Origin of the sequence: Cellulophaga baltica, assembly GCF_018861125.1 — a bacterium.
In the GTDB taxonomy this organism is placed as follows: Bacteria; Bacteroidota; Bacteroidia; order Flavobacteriales; family Flavobacteriaceae; genus Cellulophaga; species Cellulophaga baltica_A.
The window spans coordinates 34,528-56,456 of sequence record NZ_JAHKQN010000033.1; the positions used below are offsets into that span (position 1 = coordinate 34,528).

Here is a 21,929-nt window from a genome sequence, read left to right on the forward strand (position 1 = left end):
AAAAAATACAGATATGAAAAAAACAATATATAGCATGTTGCTACTACTTTTAGTAAGCGTATCATGTAGCGAAGAATTTACTGAAGTAGCACCAGTGGGAGTGCTTGAAAGCTCAACATTTTTTACAAGTGAGTCTAATGCAGAAGAAGCTTTAATAGGTCTGTATGATCTAATGCAATACAACTACGCAAAAGATTGGAGTAGTGCTTTTTTCTTAAAACAATTACCAGGTGATGCTGCAAATGCAGCTGGTGGTAGTTCAACAGATCAATCGCAGTTACAAGATATTGATGATTACGTTAGTGTATCTATATCAAATGCATCAATTGAAAGTGTTTGGGGGTTGTATTATCAAACAATTGCATTAGCAAATACTATTATTAATGAAGTAGAACAAGGCGATTTAGCAAATAAAGAATTTGTTTTAGCAGAAGCTAAATTTATGAGAGCTTGGTGTTATTTTGAGTTAACAACTTTATGGGGTGATGTTCCACTACGTTTAATAAACCCAACAGAAATTTCACCAGAATCATTTGCGATACCTAAGAGTACTAGAGCTGAAATATACACACAAGTAGAAGCAGATTTGGCTGATGCAATTGCTGGTTTGCCAGATAAAACGGCTGTGAGTTATGAGTTTAGAGTTTCACAAGGTACAGCACAGGCATTAATGGGTAAAGTACTAGTTTTTCAAGGTAAAAATGCAGAAGCACTTCCATATTTAGAGGCAGTAATTTCTAATACAGCTCATGATTTAGAGGCGGATGTATCTCAAGTATATTTACAGGATACAGAGTTTGGAGTAGAATCATTATTTGAATTAGGTTTTATTTCAACAGATGGTAAAGATTGGGGAAATATCGCTTGGGAAGGTCGTAATGAAAATAACTTGCACGTTCAATTAATGGGGCCTCGTGGTGATGGATATTTTGATTTAACGGGAACAGGCCTTATAAATGGTTGGGGTTTTAATTTACCTACGGCTAAATTAGTTGCCGCTTTTGAAGCAGCAGGTGATGTAGATAGAAAAGCAGCTACAGTAATGACCGAAGCGGAACTTAATGCTTTTGGAGGTAGCCTTACAGGAACGCCATGGGATTATGAAGGGGCAATAAGAACTAAATACGCAACACGTTTATCAGAAACAGTGACAGATGGTGTATCAGAATTAAATTATGGTACTAACTGGCGTTTATTTAGGTATGCAGAAGTTTTGTTATTAGCAGCTGAAGCTTACAATGCCGAAGGGCAAGATGGTAATGCTAGAACAGAATTAAATAAGGTGAGAACAAGAGCTGGCTTGGCTGATGTTGATATTTCTTTGGCAGGTAGTGACTTGTTTGACGCTATTGTTAATGAAAAATATTTAGAATTAGCTCACGAAGGTCAACGTTTTTGGGATTTGGTACGATGGGGTTTAGCAAGTGAAGAATTAGCAGGAACAGGATATACATCTAAAAATGATTTGTTTCCTATACCGTCTTCAGAGATTGATAAAAATGATGCTTTAACCACAGCCGACCAAAATCCAGGATATTAATGAAATAGTTAATTTTATAAATTGAGTTTAGTTTTAAAAAGCAACGTTTTAAAAAACGTTGCTTTTTTATTTTATTTTAATTTGATGCCACTTTTTTATTTAAGTATCATATGTTCAGTTATAAACACTAATTTTTGATAATTGTATTTTTAAAGTGATGCCTAATTTTTTTTTGAATAAAAATGGTAACTAATAAGAATGACAGTATCAATATGTTAATAATAGTAGGTATATTAGGTAGTGTATAAATTAATGAGAATATACATGGCTCTAAAAGTATCAATTAAGCATAAAACGACTTACAAATACGATAAAAAAATAAATTTATCTCCGCATATATTTAGATTAAGGCCTGCCCCACACAGTAGAACACCTATTGAAGCTTATTCAATAAAAATTAAACCTGAGAATCATTTTTTCAATTGGCAACAAGATCCTTTTGGTAATTATTTAGCAAGAATTGTTTTTCCTGATAAAACAGATATCCTATCAGTTGATATTGAAATTATTGCAGATTTAAAAACAATAAATCCTTTTGATTTTTTTGTAGAAGAATCGGTTGAAAATTACCCTTTTACATATACTGATGATCTTAAAAAAGAACTTTTACCTTATTTAGAAATTACTGAGAATGGTCCTTTATTAAAAGAATGGATTAAAACTATTGATACAACTACAAAACGAAGCATAGATTTTCTAATAAGTCTAAATCAGCATTTGTACAATTATTTGAACTACACCATTCGTATGGAAGTTGGTGTACAGAGCTGTGAGCAAACATTAAAAAAGAGGTTAGGTTCTTGTAGAGATTTTGCATGGTTATTAGTGCAAACATTACGTCATTTAGGTTTAGCAGCGCGTTTTGTTTCTGGTTATTTGGTACAATTAAAATCAGACGAAAAATCACTTGATGGTCCATCAGGTCCTGAAAATGATTTTACAGATTTACACGCTTGGGCTGAGGTTTATTTACCTGGCGCAGGTTGGATTGGGTTAGACGCTACTTCTGGCTTACTGGCAGGTGAAGGACATATTCCTTTGGCATGTACGCCATCTTTTGAAAGTGCAGCGCCAGTATCTGGTTTTACAGATCCTTGTGAAACGGAATTTGAATTTGATAATTCAGTTACTCGTATTTTTGAATCGCCTAGAGTGACCAAACCGTATACTGATGCACAATGGAATGAAATTTATGAATTAGGTTTTAAAGTAGAAGAAGAGTTAGAGGAAGGTGATGTTCGGTTAACAATGGGGGGTGAGCCAACCTTTGTTTCTGTTGATGATATGGAAGCTGATGAGTGGAACACTGCAGCAGACGGTACACATAAAAGAGAATTAGCAAGTAACTTATCTGTAAAGTTAATGCATAAGTTTGGCAAGGGCGGACTTCTACATCATGCGCAAGGTAAATGGTACCCTGGTGAGCCTTTGCCACGCTGGCTAATTGGTATTCATTGGCGAAAAGATGGAGAACCTATTTGGAAAGATGAAAATCTATTAGCTTCATTTTCTAAAGAATATGAACTTGAAGAAACTACACCACATAAATTTTTAAAAATACTATCAGATAAACTAGGGTGTGATAAAAGTACAATTGCTCCTGCTTACGAAGATGCGTTTTATTTTCTTTGGGAAGAAGGAAAGTTGCCTGTTGATGTTGATCCATTAGAATATAATAAGAAAGATACTATTTTAAGGAAAAAACTAGCCGAAATATTAGAAAACGGAATTGGTAAGGAAGTTGGTTATGTTATGCCTTTAGCAACAAGTAAAGGTAAATGGATTACAAATTCGTGGAAATTTAGGAATAAAGATTTGTTATTAACTCCGGGTAATTCACCAATTGGGTTACGATTACCTTTAGACTCTTTACCTAATGACCCTGAAGTGCCTTCGGAGCCAACTATTGATCCAGATTTATTTGTTGAAAGACCTCAATTGGGTAAATATGGTGAAGCTCTAAAAAAGAGAGAATCTACTAAAAAAGAGGAGCCAGAAAAAAAACAACCTTTTGTTAGAACTGCTATCTGTGCAGAAATTAGAGATAAAAAATTGTACTTATTTCTTCCTCCTTTAGATGAGGTTGATGAATTTTTAGATCTAATGGCTAGTATTGAGGCCACAGCTAAAGAATTGTCAGTTCCTATAATTTTAGAAGGTTATGAACCACCACGCGATAATAGGCTTGAAGTATTGAAAGTTACGCCAGATCCTGGAGTAATTGAGGTTAATGTGCATCCTGCAAAAAACTGGAAAGAACTTACTGAAAATACACTTTCATTATATGAAGAGGCCAAAAAATGTAGGTTAGGTACCGAAAAATTTATGCTTGATGGTAAGCATACAGGAACTGGTGGCGGAAACCATGTTACACTAGGTGGTGTTACTCCTGCTGATAGTCCGTTATTAAGAGATCCACAGTTATTAAGAAGTTTACTTACATTTTGGCAACATCATCCGGGACTTTCATATTTATTTTCGGGAGCGTTTATTGGTCCTACAAGTCAAGCGCCACGTGTTGATGAGGCCAGATTAGAAAATCTGTATGAATTAGAAATTGCATTTTCTCAAATTCCAGAGGATAAAGAAGTTCCTTTTTGGTTAACAGATCGTCTCTTTAGACATTTATTGACTGATATTACAGGAAATACCCATAGAGCAGAATTTTGTATTGATAAATTATATTCACCAGATTCTGCATCTGGAAGGTTAGGTATTTTAGAGCTTCGTGCTTTTGATATGCCACCACATGCACAAATGAGTTTAATGCAAATGTTATTGGTACGAACTCTTGTGGCTTGGTTCTGGAAAAAACCATACAAACATAACTTAGTACGTTGGGGAACAGAGTTACATGATAAGTTTTTGCTTGAGCATTATGTAAAAGAAGATATTAAAGATATTGTACAGCAATTGAACGACGCTGGTTATCCGTTTAAATTAGATTGGTTTGATCCGTTTTTTGAGTTCAGATTTCCGCTTTATGGAATGGTTGAAATTAATTCAATGCAAATTGAACTGCGTATGGCAATTGAACCTTGGAATGTTTTAGGGGAAGAAATGTCGGGTAGAGGTACAGCAAGGTATGTTGATTCGTCATTAGAACGAATTCAAATAAAAGTGAATAATTTTATTAGCGAACGTTATATTTTGACATGTAATAATGTCAAAATTCAAATGAATAGTACAGGTGTAAAAGGGGAATATGTAGCAGGTGTTCGTTTTAAAGCTTGGGAACCTTGGTCTGCATTACACCCAACAATTGGTGTTGATACGCCTTTAATTTTTGATGTGGTTGATACTTGGAATGATAAGTCAATAGGTGGTTGTACATATTTTGTAGCACACCCTGGTGGCCGATCTTATGATACGTATCCGGTGAACAGTTATGAGGCTGAATCGCGTAGAATCAATCGTTTTTGGGATTTTGGCCACACTCAATCTGAGATAGCACCGACAGAAATGGTTGCTTCAACAAATTTTGTGGGTAGAATGGTAGAACGTAAAGATGCTTCTAGTACATTTACATATTCAGAAACACCTGTTAACCAAGAATACCCACATGTGTTGGATTTAAGGAAGAGGAAATAAAGTTAATTTGAATGCCAGTGATAAGCACGGATTGGTTAAATAATTATTTTACAGATTACAAGCACGATGAGATGTTTACATCTAAAATGGATGTAAAATCACATTGGAAAAAACTTTTTACAAGTCTTAATGATCTTGGGGAAGAAGGCTTAAAGTCGCGCCAAAAAGATATTGATTGGTTACTTGCCGAAAACGGAGTTACCTATAATGTGTATAACGATCCAAAAGGGTTACACAGACCTTGGAGTTTAAATGTTGTTCCATTTATTTTACATGAAAGTGAATGGAAGGTTGTTGAAGAAGGGCTAAAACAAAGAGCTGAGTTATTAAACTTGGTACTTAAAGATGTTTACGGTGAACGTAAACTCATAAAAAACGGAATTGTACCTCACGAAGTTATTTACGGTCATCGTGGTTTTTTACGTCAATGTTCAGGAATAAAATATACGACTGATAAATTACTATCAATGTACGCTGCTGATATATCACGTGGATCTGATGGTCGTTTATGGGTTGTAAATGATCGTACTGAAGCACCTTCAGGTATGGGTTATGCTTCAGAGAATAGATCAACTACAAGTAGAATTTTACCAGAGATGTTCTCTAAAATGAACGTAAAAAGGCTAGCTACCTTTTTTAAAGATTTCAACCAAATGTTGGTTGATGCATCACCAGAAAACAAAGAGAATCCGAACATTGTAATTCTCACTCCAGGTTCACATAATGAGACTTATTTTGAACATGCTTACTTAGCTTCGTTTTTGGGTTACCCCTTAGTTCAAGGAAATGACTTGGTGGTAAGAGATGGCTTTTTATGGATGAAATCTTTAAAAGGTTTAAAGCAGGTTGACGTTGTACTGCGTAGGGTTGATGATGTATATGTAGATCCTTTAGAACTTAGAGAAGACTCTCATTTAGGTGTTGCTGGCTTATTAGATGTTGTGCGTAGAAATAATGTGGCTATTATAAACCCAGTAGGTAGTGGCGTAATTGAGAATCCTGGTTTAATACCTTTTATGCCAGCTATTGCAAAATACTTTTTTAAAGAAGAGCTTATTCTGCCACAAATAGCGTCATGGTGGTGTGGACAAGAGAAAGAACGTAATTACGTTTTAGAAAATTTATCAAATCTGGTAATAAAAAGAATTGATCGTACCAATCGTGAAAGTATTCATTTTGGTGAGTTTTTAAACAAGGAACAAATAGAGCGTTTAAAAGCAGAAATTAAAGAACGACCTTATAGATTTGTGGCACAAGAGAAAATTAGTTTTTCTACAGCACCGAATTTAGCAAATGGTAATTTTGAACCTAGAAATATGGTGGCTAGAGCGTTTTCTATAGCAACTAAAGATAGTTATAAAGTAATGCCAGGTGGTTTGGTGCGTGTTGCACCTGAAAGAAATACACTCCGAGTTTCCAACCAAAGAGGAGGAACAAGTAAAGATTTCTGGATTTTAGAAGATAAACCTAGCGAAGAAACAAAAACACAATACTGGCATCCAAAAGCATCAGTGTCTGCATCAGGATTGAATGATTTACCAAGTATTACTGCCGAGAATTTATATTGGGCAGGTCGTTATGTTGGTAGAACCCTTGTAAATGCCCGTTTTTTAAGAATGGTATTGCGCCAAATGGCATTATTACAAGACAATACCGTAAAGCCAGATTCAGAAAAACTTCAGGTATTATTTAAAGCAGTAACGGAATTAACAGGTACATACCCTGGTTTTGTAAAAAAGAATTCCAAAGGAAAATTTGCAATGGATAATCCGTATGAAGAAATGCTTTCTGTAATTTTAGATAAAAACAGAGTTGGGAGTTTAGCGCATACAATTAGTATGTTTAGCAATTCTTATTATTCAATTAGAAATTTATGGTCCTCTGATATGTGGAGAGTGTTTGAAAATATTCAAAAAATATGGAGAACTTTTGAAGATGATTCTGATAGGTCAATAAATAAAATGATTAAATTTTTAAACCAGTTGATTACCCGATTAATAGCTTTTATGGGTTTAATTGAAGAGAGTATCATGGTGCAACAAGGTTTATTGTTATATTTTATTGGTTTACAATTAGAGCAAAGTACGCTTACTATTACTAAATGTAGATCATTATTATCATTAAAATATGATGAGCAAATTGAGTATGATTTGTTAGAATATTTACTAACAAGCCAAGAAAGTTTAAATATTTATAGGTACAGTTACCGTTCCTATATTCAAATGGAACATGTGTTAGATTTAATTATGCTCGATTTAGAATATCCGAGATCAGTAACCTTTATGTTAAATAGAATTCAAAAAGACATTGCCAAACTACCTCATTCAAAAGGAATCAATCATTTAACTGATTATCAAAAATTTGTATTTGAAGCTTTCTCTAAATTAAGACTTGCAGAAGCAACAAACCTAGTAAAAGCAAAGTCAGATACTAATAATTTATTGCGAAAAGATTTAGATGCATTATTGTCAGAAGTATCAGACTTGTTATTTAAAACATCGCAATCCATTTCTACAACTTATTTTGATCATACATACAAACAAAACCAATTGGTCACACAGTCTTTTCCTATTTAATTATGATTTTTAATATAACACATACTACAAAATATGAGTATAATGCTCCTGTTAGTTATTGTCATAATATAGCTACATTAAGGCCAAGAGTCTCCATTGGCCAAGAGTTATTAGACTATAAAATTAATATAACTCCTGAGACTTCAGAACTATCTGAACGTGTTGATTTTTTTGGTAATTATATTACTCGTTTTTCGATACAAACAAGGCATACGGTTTTAAAGGTTGAAACAAAAAGTAAAGTAGTTCGTGATTATGGAAAATACCGAGAATCTTTCTATACTGACGCTTGTAAAGGTGTGACTTTGATTAATGCACTTGAAGCTTTAAAAAGTAATAGTGTTGAGGTTTTAGATGCTAAGCAATTTGTGTTGGAATCTATATTTATTAGGCGTACTGATGAAGTTATTAAAAAATATGCTGAGCTTTCATTTAAAGGTAACAGATCTGTTTTTGAGGCTTCTTATGAATTAATGCAACGTATCTATACCGATTTTGATTTTGTATCAGGCTTTACAAGTATTTCGACACCTATTGAAGAGGTGATGAAAGAAAAAAAAGGAGTATGTCAAGATTTTGCACAGATTGCAATAGCTTGTATACGATCTATAGGCTTGCCTGCGCGCTATGTAAGTGGTTATATTGAAACGTTACCACCAGAAGGAGAAGAAAAATTAGTAGGTGCTGATGCTTCTCATGCGTGGTTTTCTATTTTTATACCAACTTTTGGTTGGGTAGATTTTGACCCAACAAACAATCAAATTCCATTAGATCAACATATTGTTGTAGGTTGGGGAAGAGATTATTATGATGTTCCACCATTAAAAGGAGTTGTATATGGTGGTGGAAAAAGTAAACTTAAAGTAGCGGTGGATATTGCTAGAGTTCAGTAGTAGTTAATTGGTTTGATATTCAAATTCTAAAGATGTTTTAAGCTCTAATAATTCTGCTTTATTGGGGTATTCATTTAATATTTTATCAAGTAATTTTTTAGCTTCTTTACAATCAATAAACTCATCATTACAACGGTAGCTATATGCAGCAACCAAACGATAATTAATATCATATTCTTTAGGGAAAAGGTCGTAGGCTTTTTGATAATTGTAAATTGCGTCTTGCCAATCTTTTTTATTTAACAAACTATCTCCCTCATCAATAAGGTTTAGGTACAAATCTCTTTTGCTTGTAAATTCAATTTTTTTAGCATTATTGTCAATAGTATTAAAGTGATCAACTACTGAATATATTAAAAAACCAATTATTACGACTGTTATAAAAAGTAGGCTTAAATTTTTAGATTTTTCTTTCATATGAATCAATTTACACTTTATAAATTTGTGTTCGAATATACACAAACTTTATTATTAGCACTCGAAGAATATAAATTGATACTAGTTTAAATATTTGATTTTCAACTGCATGATAAGTATCGATGAAAATTGATTGCGTAGTTGTTTTTACAATGAAAACATTGTTTTATTTTTATTCAAAAATTATAGCAATGGCGTTGAATAAAAATGCAATTATTCGATATAAAACAATAGATAAATGTCTGCAAGATCGTGACAGAAAATGGACATTAGAAGACCTTATAAAAGCATGTTCAAATGCTTTGCAAACATCAGATGAGCAACCACAAAAAGTAAGCAAGCGTACAGTACAGTTAGACTTGCAGTTTATGCGTGATACTGAATTTGGTTATAATGCTCCAATTACGGTTTTTGATAAAAAATACTACACATATAGTGATGAAGCTTATACAATAACAACAATTCCGATAGTTAAAAATGATGAAAAAGTGCTTTCAGAAACTGTTGCGTTATTAAAGCAATATCATGGTTTTTCTTTTTATCCAGATTTAGAAGATGCTATTTACACAATAGAAAATAAAGTAAAAGCATTAAAAGATGGGAATACGTCAAGTCTTCAATCAGAGGGAGTTGAAATTACAGAAAAAAATGAAGATGTTACACTCTCAAATATAAAACTATTAGTTCCTAAAGATAGTCTTAGCTCACTTTTGGAGTATCCATTTCATGTCTCACAAACTATAAGTAATGAAAATGAAGATGGGAATGTAGAAGTATCTTTAGAAGCAGTACTTTCACCTGAACTAGAGTTTAAAATAATGAGTTTCGGAAATACTGTTGAGGTATTAGAACCTGAATCGCTTAGAAAAAAGATTGTAGCGACTATTACAGATTTAGCTAAAGTGTACGGTATAAAACAAGACAAAAAAGCTAAGGCGGAAAAGCAGGTTAAAACACAAAAGGGTGCAAAGCCGAAAGCACCTGAAGAGCAACAACAAAGCTTGTTTTAAACGTTAAAAATTTCGGTTGTTTTTTTGATAACATGTAAATTTGAAAAGAAGAGGAACTATTGAACGAATTTATAAAATGAAGAATTATTTTTTACTGTTTTTTGGTGCAGGATTTTTAGCATTAAATATTCAGTGTAAAGAAGAAAAAAAAGAAGCTGAAACAACAGAAAAAAAGCTAGTTGAAAAAGCAACAATAGTTGAAGAAAAACCAACTGAAATTTTAATTGAACAACCTGAAGATGTAAAAACACCAGAAGGAATGGTTTGGATTCCTGGAGGAACATTTCAACAAGGAGCACCAGTACAGGATAAGTTTGCTATGGACCATGAGAAGCCAGCACACCAAGTAACAGTAGGTGGTTTTTTTATGGATATTACTGAAGTAACAAACGCACAGTTTTCAAAGTTTGTGAAAGAAACAGGATATGTTACAGTTGCTGAACGTAAAATTGATTGGGAAGACATGAAAGCACAGCTTCCTGCAGGTACTGAAAAACCTCATGATTCTATTTTGCAACCAGGCGCACTAATTTTCAAAAAAACAAAATCTTCAGTTCCTAATTTATATGATTTTTCACAGTGGTGGGAATGGAAGATTGGAGCTAATTGGCAACACCCAAATGGTCCGACAAGCTTTATTGAGGGCAAAGAAAATGATCCTGTAGTACAAGTTGCTTATGAAGATGCTTTGGCATATTGTGAATGGGCAGGCAGAAGATTACCAACTGAAGCTGAATGGGAGAGAGCTGCTCGTGGTAATAAAGACAAGACTATTTATTTTTGGGGCGATGAGGTTTCCGATTTATCTAAAAGAGCAAATACTTGGGAAGGTGAATTTCCTGTAAACAATACAAAACAAGATGGTTTTGAAGAAAGAGCGCCAGTAAAATCATACCCACCAAATGATTTTGGTTTGTACGATATGGCTGGTAATGTTTGGGAATACACATCAGACTGGTACAACTCAAACTACTACGGAGAATTACTTGCAACAGCTAAAACAACGGTAAACCCTGAAGGAGCAACAAGTACATACAATCCTTCAAATGCATATGCTATTGAAAAAATTATTAAAGGTGGTTCTTTTTTATGTAATGCTTCATACTGTGCTAGTTACCGTATTTCATCACGAATGGGAACTAGTTTAGATTCAGCTGCAGAGCATGTAGGATTTAGAACGGTAGCTTCTGCAAGCATGATAAAAGAGAATAAAAAAAAATAGTTATACAAAACTATCGAGTTATAATAAATTTTGATAACTTTTGAAGTAAGTTTTTTATTAAAAAACCTACTTTTGAATAATAAAAAGAAGTATTAGGTTATGTCAGATAAAATAGAGAGAATAAAAACGTTAATTATTGGATCGGGTCCTGCTGGATATACAGCTGCAATTTATGCTTCAAGAGCAGATTTAAAACCTGTAATGTATACAGGTATGGAACCAGGTGGACAATTAACTACTACTACTGAGGTTGATAACTTTCCTGGATACCCTGAAGGTATTGATGGTCCAACAATGATGATGCAATTGCAACAGCAAGCAGAGCGTTTTGGAACTGAAGTAAGAATAGGAATGATTACTGCTGTAAACTTAAGCAAAGAAGTTGGTGGAATACATAAAGTTACTGTTGATGATTCTGTTGAGATAGAAGCTGAAACAGTTATTGTTTCTACAGGTGCGAGTGCAAAATATTTAGGCATACCTAGTGAACAAAAATTAAGAGGTGGTGGTGTGTCTGCATGTGCAGTATGTGACGGTTTCTTTTATAAAGGTCAAGATGTTGCTATAGTTGGTGCAGGAGATACTGCAACAGAAGAAGCATCATACTTAGCTAATATTTGTAATAAAGTTACTATGTTGGTTCGTAAAGGAGAAATGAGAGCTTCAAAAGCGATGCAACATAGAGTAAATAGCATTAAAAACATTGAAATTAAGTATAATACTGAAGTTGATGAGGTTTTAGGAGACCAAGTTGTTGAAGGCTTACGTATGGTAAATAATCAAACTGGTGAAAAAGAAGATATAGCAATTACAGGTTTATTTATTGCTATTGGTCACAAACCAAATACTGATATTTTTAAAGGTCAGTTAGATATGGATGAGACAGGTTACTTAATAACTAAAGGTAAATCGACTAAAACAAACTTACCAGGTGTATTTGCTTGTGGTGATTCTCAAGATAAAGAGTACCGCCAAGCAGTTACTGCGGCAGGTACAGGTTGTATGGCTGCTTTAGATGCTGAACGTTATTTAGCAGAAATTGAAACTCCCGAAGAAGTAGCTTAATAAAATACTTTTGAAATTCTATACAAAAAGCATCTATGTAAATGGATGCTTTTTTAATTTATAAATACTTGTTTAAAACATTACTTAGTTCTAGAATATCATCTTTTGTATGTGCGGCGCTAATTACAATTCTACTCATTAGTTTAGAATCTTTATTTGGATACCTGAAACTAGTAACTATAATATGATGTTGCTCTAAATAAGCGGTAAGTTCTTCATCTTGAAAACTGAAGGCAGGATGACCATTCATAAAATGAAACTTTCTAGTAACGGTAACGTGTTTTAAAAAGAGTTCAATATTTTCTTGAAGTTGTTTTCTTTTTATTGTAAAAACTTCTTGGCCATCAATAATGCTAGCAATATTTGCTGGAGAAGCAGGACTTGCACCGCCATAAAATTCAGTTTCTGTTAAGTTTGTAATTCTTTCTGATGTGCCAAAAATAGCACCTGATTGCACACCAAATCCTTTTCCTAGAGAACAGCTAACAATTAATTCTTTTGGATTTAATGATGCAATTTTTTTAAAAACACCAGAGCCATTTTCTCCGACAATACCAATACCATGAGAATCATCAACTACTAAAATAAGTTGAGATAGGGGTAATTGTGCTAAACCTTCAAAATTTGGATAATTTACTCCTGAGAAATCTATGGCATCTAAAAAGATAACGGGAATGGCTTTTTTATTTTTCTCTAAATGATGCCGTACCGCAAAATTTAAAGAAGAGAAAGTAACATATGATGATGCTTTTTTACTTTTCTGTTTTGTTTGATATAGCGCACTATGTGTATTAGGTGCATAAAAAAGTTTGTATGTTTTGTTGGCAAAAGCCTGTGTCACAAATTGCCCTGCTAAATAACCAGATGACATGGTTGTACACGATTCACTCCCAACTAAGTTAGCCAAATAGTTTTCAGCTTTATCAAAAATAGCAATCTGGATGTTTGATTTTCGTGAAGCCCCGTAATTAGTGCCATATTTTAGAATATTCTGAATATAAATATCCTGAAAGTTACGATCTGTCTGTAAACCCAAATATGCTGTACCACCAAAATAAAGATAGTTTTTATCTTCAATTTTAATTTCTCTACCTGGGAATGTTGTAACCGTATGTTTCATTAGTTAAGTTTTACACCAGATCCGCCAAGTTTAGGGAAAACGACAGATGCATCTTCATTTATAACAATACCCTTAGCAATATCCTCTTTCAATAAAAGAGCACCATCCATATCAACATAATCTAATTGAGGTGTTAATTGTGCAATTGCAGAAATACCTACGGTAGATTCCGTCATACAACCAACCATAACTTTTAAGCCCAGTTCTTTTCCTCTTTTAATCATGCGTAGAGCAGGAGTTAAGCCACCGCATTTAGTCAATTTTATATTTATGCCACTATAATGCAAGCCACATTTTTCAACATCACTTTCAACAATACAACTTTCATCAGCAATTACGGGTAATACACTTTGGTGCATTACTTCCTCCATACCTTCCCAATTATCAGCTTTTAATGGCTGTTCTAAAAACTCAACACCTAAATCTTTTAAAAGTGGAGCATTGTATATAGTTTCTTTAGCTGTCCAAGCACAGTTAGCATCAATTCTAAAAATAGCATCACTGTGTTTACGTAATTCTTTTACAATACTAACATCATCATCAGTTCCCAATTTAATCTTGTAAATAGGCCATGGCATTTCTTTCATTTTCGCAACCATTTTATCAATGCTAGCAATACCAATGGTATAATTTGTAGTTGGGAAGCTATCTAATGTTGTGCCCCAAATTTCATGAAGTGGTTTGCCTATTAATTTACCATGTAAATCATGCGCGGCCATATCTATAGCACAAATAGCAAAGTTTGATAAACCTTTACCTATTAAAAATGCATGTAAAACTTCTGGTGTTGTAAAGTTGTAATTTTCAATTTCAGATTTAATAGTATTAATCTCATCCATCATACTTTCAACACTAATCTTGTAATACGGGTTAGAGGTTGCTTCACCATATCCAGTTTGCCCGTTTAAGCTAAGGCCTACAATTAAACTGTCTTGAAAATCATGTGACTCTCTTGAAATACTAAAAGTATGTTTTAAAGGTAGAATGTACTTTTTAAGACTTATTTGCATCACTAGATATATTTATTTTAAAAATAGTGAATAACAAAGTATTAGAAAATGAAAAGCCCCTGAAATTTCAGAGGCTCCCTTTGGTTGATTAAATTGAGGGCTTAGTCGTTAAATGAAATACTGCCAGAAACACTTTTGTTTTTTGAAACTTTAGCATCACCAGAATATGAGATATTACCGCCACTACTTGCGTCAGCAGTTAATGATTTTGATACAAAAATAGAAACATTCGCACCGCTACTAGCTTCAGCATCACATATTTCAGTAGTTAAATCACTAGCTTTAATATTTGCGCCACTACTAGCATCAATAGTACTTGTATTAGTTGTGCCTGATAGTTTTATGTTTGAGCCACTACTAGCTTCAAGATCAAGGTTCTCAACATTTACAGTTGCTTTTAAAATAGATCCACTACTAGAATCAATATCTAAATTACTACCTGTTATAGTGTTTTCTACCTTTAAAATAGAACCACTTGAAGACTTTAAGCTTGTAATTTCTGGTAATGAAACGTATATTTTTTTAGTAGCGTTACCAATATTTTTAATGGCATGTATTTTTAAAGTATTGTTTGAAATATCAGTACCAATAAGCTCAATAATATTTTCATCCGCTTCAACCGAAATATTAAATTCATCGGCTTGTGTTACATAAACGTCTAAACCTTCAGAAGAAGTGATTTTAGTAAATTTCTCACTAATTTCTCGTTCACTAGTGGTAACGACTCCGTTTCCTTTTTCTCCTGAGCTAAAATCTCCGATATTGATATCAAAGCCACAAGATGTTAATACTGCTGAAAGGGCAAATGCAATTGCAATTCTAATTAATGCTGTCATGATTGTTGTTTTTTAGGTTGATGTAAATTTGCTATTTATATGCGCTAAATAATAATTTGAATTACCCAATTGATTAGTTTGAGGGATGAATTGTTACTTAGCTTGTTATTGTTTTAATTATTGTCTTCGTCGGGATTCATAAAAACGCCGTTTTCGTCTATTTTTAATTTAAAGGATTCTCCGTTGTCATTAACATCAATGTCAATTCCGTTTTCGTCAATTTTAATTTTTCCTTTTTCACCTTCTTGATTAATATTGATATTAATGCCTTTATTGTTAATATGAAGCCTAGCATCGTCATTGTCAATTTCATCTTCATTAATGCAATCTAAGCAAGTAAAATCATTTCTATTGGTCTTCCAAATATGTTTTTGAGCTTCTTTATTTCTCAGATTCCCTTCATTTTCCATTCGAAGGTGAACATTATTTCTACCATCAGAAGGGTATTTAAGCAACATTTTTCTTGGTAAATAAACTAGCACATCTACCTCTTGGTTTTTGAATTTATTTTTTCTGTTTGTAGTCAGAAAATCATCAAAATAGAGCGTATTACCAACAAGTTCATAATTATAATCTATTCTTTCAGAAGTTTCTCTTGCTTCTAGAAATGAAGTTCCATTAGCATTTTTTTGAACTTTAATATGTATTAAGGAGTCTTTTGAACTTTTAAGAATAAAATTAACTTCTTTTGATACTAAAATTTCATTTCCATCATCATCAACACTAACAAACATATCGTCAATACTAAAGCGACTTCTTTTCCAGTGTAAACTGTTTGATTTAAATTCGATATTTAAAGTATCTGTTGTAACAGGTACGAAATGTTCAGTTTCAATTTCTGTACTATCAAAAAAAGCTCTTGATGTTGCTTGTCTAACACTAATAACAATTATTCCAATTAACGATATTAAAAATATACCTAATAGAGTATATGTGGCAATTGAATTTAAAGGTTTTAAGTTTTTAATCAGAATTTTTAAACCTAAATAAAATAAGGCAAAAAATGGTAATGCAAATACAAAAAAGACAAATGTAGAAACCAACCAAAGTGGAGTATTAGTAGTATCTACTAATTCATATACATTTACAGGTCCTAAATGCATATTTTCAAACAGGCCTATAGAAAATAAAGCTATAATTAGTAAGATTATTATGCTAACTCCAGATAATACAAGTAAAACCCCTATGAATTTGCCGAAAATTTTAAATAAAGCCTTGAAAAAATTACCAAAAGCACTAAAAATGGTTGTGAGTAGCGCTCCTAAGTTTTCAAAAAAAGATTTACTACCGCTTTTAACTTTGTCACCTACTTTTTCGTAATCTACACTTTTTACTTTTTCAGAAACATCAGCAAAACCTTCTTTAACTCTACGTTCTATGTTGCTAATATTTATGGCTTCACCGCGCATGTCTAGTTTTTCCGCCGTTGTTCTAGCTTCAGGAATTAGAACCCAAAGTATCGCATAAATTAAAATGAAACTTCCAAAACTAGCTAATGTAGGTATGATAAAAAAAGCACGAACCCAAATAGGGTCTATACCAAAATAATGTCCTAAACCTGAAGAAACTCCGGCAATTATTTTGTTATCAACATCTCTATAGAATTTTTTGCTTTTTTGTGTTTCAGTATTTGAATTTTCATGTGCTGGATCATCACCAAAAACTTCATCATCAAGCTTATAATCTTCGGGTTGCCCCATAATTGCAATAACTTTATCAACTTCATGAATGGTAATTACTTGTCTTTCATTAACTAATTTTTCATGAAAAAGTTCTGCAATACGTGCTTCTATATCAGCTAAAATTTCATCGCTACCAGCAGTGTTATTTAAAGAACGCTTCACAGCTTCTAAATACCGTTGCATTTTAATGTATGCATTCTCATCTATATGAAAAAGCACATTTGCTAGGTTTATATTTACAGTTTTGTTCATCGTTAGTCGTTTTTGTTGTTGGTAACTAGGTTAGTGGCATGTCGTAATTCATCCCAAGTGGTATCTAATTCTTTTAAAAAAAGTTTACCTTCTTCCGTTAAGCTATAATACTTTCTTGGTGGTCCTGATGTTGATTCTTCCCAATGATAATTTAATAATCCTGCATTTTTTAAGCGAGTAAGTAGTGGGTAAATAGTACCTTCTACAACTAACATTTTTGCGTTTTTAAGTGTTTTTAATATTTCAGAAGCATATTTATCTTCTCCATTTAAAATAGATAATATGCAATATTCTAAAACCCCTTTACGCATTTGAGCTTTTGTGTTTTCTACATTCATAGATTTAAATTTCTAAAATGCAGTCTGGGGTAGTAATCCGTTTCTTTTTTAAGAAATAGCAGACTGCATGAATTAACTGTTCGTTTTGTTGATTGATGAATAAACATCCTTTGATTGATTTTTACTGATTTACAATCAGTGTTAGATTAAATTTTAGCGTTGTATTAAGGTGTGATTAAGACCTTTTGTTATTAAAAATTAAATACTTAGCTAATTGTTTATACAAATATATGTCTAAAAAAAGGTACTGTGTTACGCATAGTACTATAAATTAACAATATTTTAACATTTTTCAACTAAATTAAATTCTATATATTTATAAAAATATAGAAGAGGGGTATGGCAGTTTCAGCAAGTAAGTTTAATACGTTTACATTTTTTAAGTTACCATCAGCTTGGTGGTGTGGTGTGCGATTAAGGCATATAGATGATAGTAAGGCAATAGTAACCGTAAAACATAAATGGATTAACCAAAACCCTTTCAGGTCAATGTTTTGGGCTGTTCAAGGTATGGCGGCAGAGTTAAGTACTGGAGCTATGATGATAGCTCAAATAGAAGAAAGTGGTGAAAAAATTTCAATGCTTGTAGCTAACAACAATGCAAGTTTTACTAAAAAAGCGACAGGTAAAATAACATTTACTTGTGAAGATGGCCATTTAATACAAGACGCTATTGCTAAAACGGTAGCAACTGGAGAAGGGCAGACACTTTGGATGAAATCAGTTGGAATAAATGAAGATGGCGTGGTAGTTTCTACCTTTAATTTTGAATGGACTATTAAGTTAAAAAAGAAATAAAAAACGACTTAGTATCTTATTCTATCGATAAATATGATAAGTTGGTATAGTTAAAAGCCTATTCTATCTATAAATTTTGTTGCTTTTTTTGTTTTTCATCAATTTCGTTCCTTGTAATCTCTGTCATTTTTAGACTGACAGTGGTGCATTAAATAACTTTTAAATAGAAATTGAAAAATGAGAAAACTATTAATCATCCTTATTTTTAGTGCAGTGGGTATTGGTTTCGCGCAAGAAATCGGTAGTATTTATGTGAACTCTGAGTTTTTACAAAACACACAGGTTGCTACTATTAAAAAAAATAATGTTGGATTTGTTATTCCAATTAAAAATGCAACGAATAAAGAAAGCATAAGTGCTATTGGAGAATACCAATCTACTCACATCAAATTTGTAGATGACGATGTGCCTTTTGAAACGGAACAAGTAGATAACTATCAAACTTTTTCTTTTGGAGTGCTTTACAACCGTATTTTAAAAAATGGTTGGGGTTTTACTTTTAAGATTGAACCACAATTATCATCTAATTATGATGAGGTAGAATTTCAAAGTCATGATATTTTCGTAAACGGATCTATTGTTGTCGATAAACTTAATGCAGAAGCACAAACAATGTGGACATTTGGTGCTGAGTATGACCCTCAAAACGGCTTACATTTTCCTATTCCTGTGATTGCTTATACAAAGAGACTTAGTGATGAATGGGCTTATAAAATAGGTTTCCCAGAAAGTAGAGCTAAATACACATTAAACGACAATCATAATATTGAAGCTTTTACAACTCTTGATGGTTTAGTTGGTAATATTAATGATGATGTTGAAATTCATAGCACTGATTATGTAGGTACTTTAAACAATACTTATTTTGTAGGTGGTATTGGTTATAACTTACGATTCTTAAAAAATTTCTTATTAGAGTCTAAAGTTGGTTATACAGCAGTGAACAATTTAAAAGTTCAGAGTTATGACAATAATGAAATTTATGACTTAGAAATACAAAACAGTCTTTATATTAATTTTGGATTGAAATACAATTTAAAATCATTAGTCAAAGTTAAGAGTCCTTATTAAGAAATAGCGATTTTTTTAAAATATTTAAAACAGAAATTACTTCATTGTAGTTTCTGTTTTTTATTTTTAAGTATATCTTATTAGCTATGGAAAACAATGTTTTATTTAAAGAGGAACAAAAATTTTCACAATGGTGGTTGTGGTGCTTACTTTTGGCTCCATTTATTTTTAGTTTACTAACTATTATTATTGCTATTTATGAGCAGTTTAGTTCGGGTACAAAAAACCTATCACTCTCATTAATTATTAAAAATGATACAGCAATAGCTTTGCTAATTTTAGTAGCTGTAATTATTATATTTCTTGTGTTGAGATTAAAAACTATAATTACAACTAAAGCTATTAAAATTCAATATTTTCCTTTTTTTACTAAAATAATTGATTGGAGTACTGTTGAAACAGCGAGAGTTGTAACTTACGGTTTTGTAGGTTACGGCATTCGAATAAGCTTAAAACATGGTATGGTGTACAATGTTAAAGGTAACAAAGGTTTAGCTCTTACACTTAAAAAAGGGAAAAGACTTTTAATTGGCACTCAAAAAGAAAAGGAATTAGAGCAAATAATTGCTGAAATTAAAACATAGCAGACTATTTTGAAAAACGGAAACTTAAGAAATATTACTAAAAAGTTACTATCAGATAATTGGTACAAACTATATAAATACATTTTTGAATACCAAAGAGAAGATGGGGAGTGGGAAAAACAAGAACGCGAGGTGTATGACTGTGGTGATGCTGCAGCAACATTATTGTACAATGTAGAAAAACAAACTGTAATACTTACACGCCAGTTTAGAATGCCTACGTACCAAAATGAAAATCAACAAGGCGATGGAATGCAAATTGAAGTATGCGCAGGCCTTTTAGAAGGTGACGCACCTGATTATTGCAGTAAAAAAGAAGCTCTTGAAGAAACAGGATATAAGTTAGATACAGTAACTAAAATATTTGACAGTTACATGGTACCTGGCACTGTAATGCAAAAAGTTCATTTTTTTATTGCTTCTTATACTGAAGCTCAAAAAGTCACAAAAGGTGGTGGTGCCGATGATGAAACTGAAAATATTGAAGTTTTAGAATATAGTTTTGATAAAGCTTTTGCTATGATAGCTTCGGGTGAAATAAAAGATGCAAAAACTGTTATGCTTTTACAACATGCCAAAATTGTGAATCTTTTTGAGAGTTAGATAATTAATAATTATCTCTTAGGTTTTCAAAAATTGCTTGCATGTGTTGTTTTACTTCTGATGTTGATTGTAGGTAATGATTATTCATAAAACTAAAAATTAGCGTTTTACCTGAATTTGTTATCAAATAACCACAAAGTGAGTAATTATTGCCTAAACTGCCCGATTTTGCATAGATATAAGGTTCTTTTTCACTTTTATACCAATTCTTTAGTGTGCCCGAAACACCACCAGCAGGAAAAATAGAATATATACGTTCTTTTGGTTGTTCATAATAAATTTTTGTCAATATTTGAACAAATGAAGCAGGTGTAAATAAGTTATAACGAGACAAACCGGAACCATCTACCCAACGTGGTTTTTGCTTTAAATCAGCTAAATGGGTAGTTAATATATTTTCTTTGGCTTTAGAAAAGCTTAAGGTATCTGATAGTGTTGCACTTGAAACGAGTAACAATTGTTCTGCTAAAAAATTATCACTCTTATACATCATTCTTTTATAAACAGAATCTGAAACTACACCATATACCGTTTTTACATTAGAATCGGGAAAATTATTTGCGATAGAAATTTTGCTATTTGTGGCTTTACTTAATAAGTTTTGAATTAAACTATTATCAATTATAAAAGGGGTTTGAATAGTGTCATTTTTAGCGGGACTGTAATAAAATGTGTTTTCAAACTCTTCTCTTAGTTTAGTATAATTGATGTTTAAAATATCTTTTTCAAATAATTTTGGAATACTGTTGAGCTTGCTGGTTTTGTAAATTGTTGCAATATTGCCATACATAGGTAAGCTATTGCGTTCAGGTTGATAATAATAGTCATAATCTTCCCAAGCCCAGCCAGGTCCGTATTTATCATCATGAAAATTTGTTAAGTTAACAGCGATATTTTTAAAACCTTTTATGAAATTTAGTGCAGTACTATCTTTAAAATAAGGGTGGAGTAGCGTAGGGTCTCCAGTACCTTGAATGAATAAAGTGTCATTTACTATTGCATATTTTAAAGCCGGAATTTGTTCAGGTATGGTTTGCATTGCAGTATACAATGTCGCAATTTTTGTTGTGCTTGCTGGTGTAAAATATTTTTTACTGTTGTGATTTATAATAGTATCATTTTTATCAGGATTATACACTAATATTCCTGTAATTTGATTTTCATAAAATGGTTTATTTAATACATTGTCAATGTCTTTTTTAAGCTTTACGGCGGCACAACTTTGTAAAAGGCTTATAATGAATAGCGTGTATATAAATTTATTCATATTAATTTATTAAAGGAATAACATATTGTCAATCAACTCTGGCAAATTAACAAG

General features: G+C 32.4%; 18 protein-coding genes. 11 read left to right on the forward strand and 7 right to left on the reverse strand.

Features of this window, described 5'->3' with window-relative positions; genetic code table 11:
• The first annotated feature begins 13 nt into the window (after positions 1–13).
• From KO500_RS15675 to KO500_RS15690, 4 genes are all read left to right on the forward strand, one after another.
• Positions 14–1,540 (forward strand): RagB/SusD family nutrient uptake outer membrane protein, encoded by a 1,527-nt coding sequence (locus KO500_RS15675; RefSeq protein WP_215957505.1) that lies wholly within the window; start codon positions 14–16, stop codon positions 1,538–1,540.
• A 264-nt stretch (positions 1,541–1,804) separates the two neighbouring features.
• Positions 1,805–5,131 carry a DUF2126 domain-containing protein gene (locus KO500_RS15680; RefSeq protein WP_215957506.1) on the forward strand — a complete coding sequence of 1,109 codons (3,327 nt, stop codon included), beginning with the start codon at positions 1,805–1,807 and terminating at the stop codon, positions 5,129–5,131.
• 11 nt (positions 5,132–5,142) lie between these two features.
• On the forward strand, positions 5,143–7,707 hold the full coding sequence (locus tag KO500_RS15685) for a circularly permuted type 2 ATP-grasp protein (RefSeq protein ID WP_215957507.1): 2,565 nt from the start codon (positions 5,143–5,145) through the stop codon (positions 7,705–7,707).
• 2 nt (positions 7,708–7,709) lie between these two features.
• Positions 7,710–8,600: a transglutaminase family protein gene (locus tag KO500_RS15690; protein ID WP_215957508.1), complete on the forward strand. Its 891-nt coding sequence runs from the start codon at positions 7,710–7,712 to the stop codon at positions 8,598–8,600.
• A 3-nt stretch (positions 8,601–8,603) separates the two neighbouring features.
• Here KO500_RS15690 and KO500_RS15695 read toward each other — a convergent pair whose 3' ends face one another.
• Positions 8,604–9,017, reverse strand: coding sequence for a tetratricopeptide repeat protein (locus KO500_RS15695; RefSeq protein WP_215957509.1), 414 nt, complete (start codon positions 9,015–9,017; stop codon positions 8,604–8,606).
• A 122-nt stretch (positions 9,018–9,139) separates the two neighbouring features.
• On the opposite strand from KO500_RS15695, the gene KO500_RS15700 reads away from it, so the two are divergent.
• The 3 genes from KO500_RS15700 to trxB all read left to right on the forward strand — a co-directional run bounded on the left by KO500_RS15700 (position 9,140) and on the right by trxB (position 12,314).
• Positions 9,140–10,027 carry a WYL domain-containing protein gene (locus KO500_RS15700; protein ID WP_215957510.1) on the forward strand — a complete coding sequence of 296 codons (888 nt, stop codon included), beginning with the start codon at positions 9,140–9,142 and terminating at the stop codon, positions 10,025–10,027.
• Between the two features lie 76 nt (positions 10,028–10,103).
• Complete coding sequence (locus KO500_RS15705) at positions 10,104–11,249, forward strand: formylglycine-generating enzyme family protein (RefSeq protein ID WP_215957511.1); 1,146 nt, start codon at positions 10,104–10,106, stop codon at positions 11,247–11,249.
• 99 nt (positions 11,250–11,348) lie between these two features.
• Positions 11,349–12,314, forward strand: coding sequence for a thioredoxin-disulfide reductase (gene trxB, locus KO500_RS15710; protein WP_215957512.1), 966 nt, complete (start codon positions 11,349–11,351; stop codon positions 12,312–12,314).
• Between the two features lie 58 nt (positions 12,315–12,372).
• On the opposite strand, the gene KO500_RS15715 is transcribed toward trxB, so the two are convergent.
• The 5 genes from KO500_RS15715 to KO500_RS15735 all read right to left on the reverse strand — a co-directional run bounded on the left by KO500_RS15715 (position 12,373) and on the right by KO500_RS15735 (position 17,552).
• Complete coding sequence (locus tag KO500_RS15715; protein WP_215957513.1) at positions 12,373–13,434, reverse strand: aminotransferase class I/II-fold pyridoxal phosphate-dependent enzyme; 1,062 nt, start codon at positions 13,432–13,434, stop codon at positions 12,373–12,375.
• Positions 13,434–14,444 carry a dipeptide epimerase gene (locus tag KO500_RS15720; RefSeq protein WP_215957514.1) on the reverse strand — a complete coding sequence of 337 codons (1,011 nt, stop codon included), beginning with the start codon at positions 14,442–14,444 and terminating at the stop codon, positions 13,434–13,436. Before KO500_RS15720 ends, KO500_RS15715 begins: the two co-directional genes overlap by 1 nt.
• Before the next feature lie 101 nt (positions 14,445–14,545).
• A complete protein-coding gene (locus KO500_RS15725) occupies positions 14,546–15,280 on the reverse strand; it encodes a head GIN domain-containing protein (protein WP_215957515.1) in 735 nt (244 codons plus the stop codon).
• Between the two features lie 113 nt (positions 15,281–15,393).
• Entirely contained in the window at positions 15,394–17,214 is a 1,821-nt protein-coding gene (locus tag KO500_RS15730) for a PspC domain-containing protein (protein WP_215957516.1), read from the reverse strand.
• Between the two features lie 2 nt (positions 17,215–17,216).
• Positions 17,217–17,552, reverse strand: a complete 336-nt coding sequence (locus tag KO500_RS15735) for a PadR family transcriptional regulator (protein ID WP_215957517.1) — start codon at positions 17,550–17,552, stop codon at positions 17,217–17,219.
• A 339-nt stretch (positions 17,553–17,891) separates the two neighbouring features.
• Here KO500_RS15735 and KO500_RS15740 point away from each other — a divergent pair, with 339 nt between their 5' ends.
• The 4 genes from KO500_RS15740 to KO500_RS15755 all read left to right on the forward strand — a co-directional run bounded on the left by KO500_RS15740 (position 17,892) and on the right by KO500_RS15755 (position 20,608).
• A complete protein-coding gene (locus tag KO500_RS15740) occupies positions 17,892–18,350 on the forward strand; it encodes a DUF4442 domain-containing protein (protein WP_215957518.1) in 459 nt (152 codons plus the stop codon).
• 177 nt (positions 18,351–18,527) lie between these two features.
• Entirely contained in the window at positions 18,528–19,421 is an 894-nt protein-coding gene (locus tag KO500_RS15745; protein ID WP_215957519.1) for a DUF6268 family outer membrane beta-barrel protein, read from the forward strand.
• Positions 19,422–19,507: 86 nt separating this feature from the next.
• Positions 19,508–20,005, forward strand: coding sequence for a hypothetical protein (locus KO500_RS15750; RefSeq protein WP_215957520.1), 498 nt, complete (start codon positions 19,508–19,510; stop codon positions 20,003–20,005).
• 9 nt (positions 20,006–20,014) lie between these two features.
• Entirely contained in the window at positions 20,015–20,608 is a 594-nt protein-coding gene (locus KO500_RS15755) for an NUDIX domain-containing protein (protein WP_215957521.1), read from the forward strand.
• A 4-nt stretch (positions 20,609–20,612) separates the two neighbouring features.
• Here KO500_RS15755 and KO500_RS15760 read toward each other — a convergent pair whose 3' ends face one another.
• Positions 20,613–21,875 (reverse strand): D-alanyl-D-alanine carboxypeptidase/D-alanyl-D-alanine-endopeptidase, encoded by a 1,263-nt coding sequence (locus tag KO500_RS15760; RefSeq protein ID WP_215957522.1) that lies wholly within the window; start codon positions 21,873–21,875, stop codon positions 20,613–20,615.
• Positions 21,876–21,929: the final 54 nt, after the last annotated feature.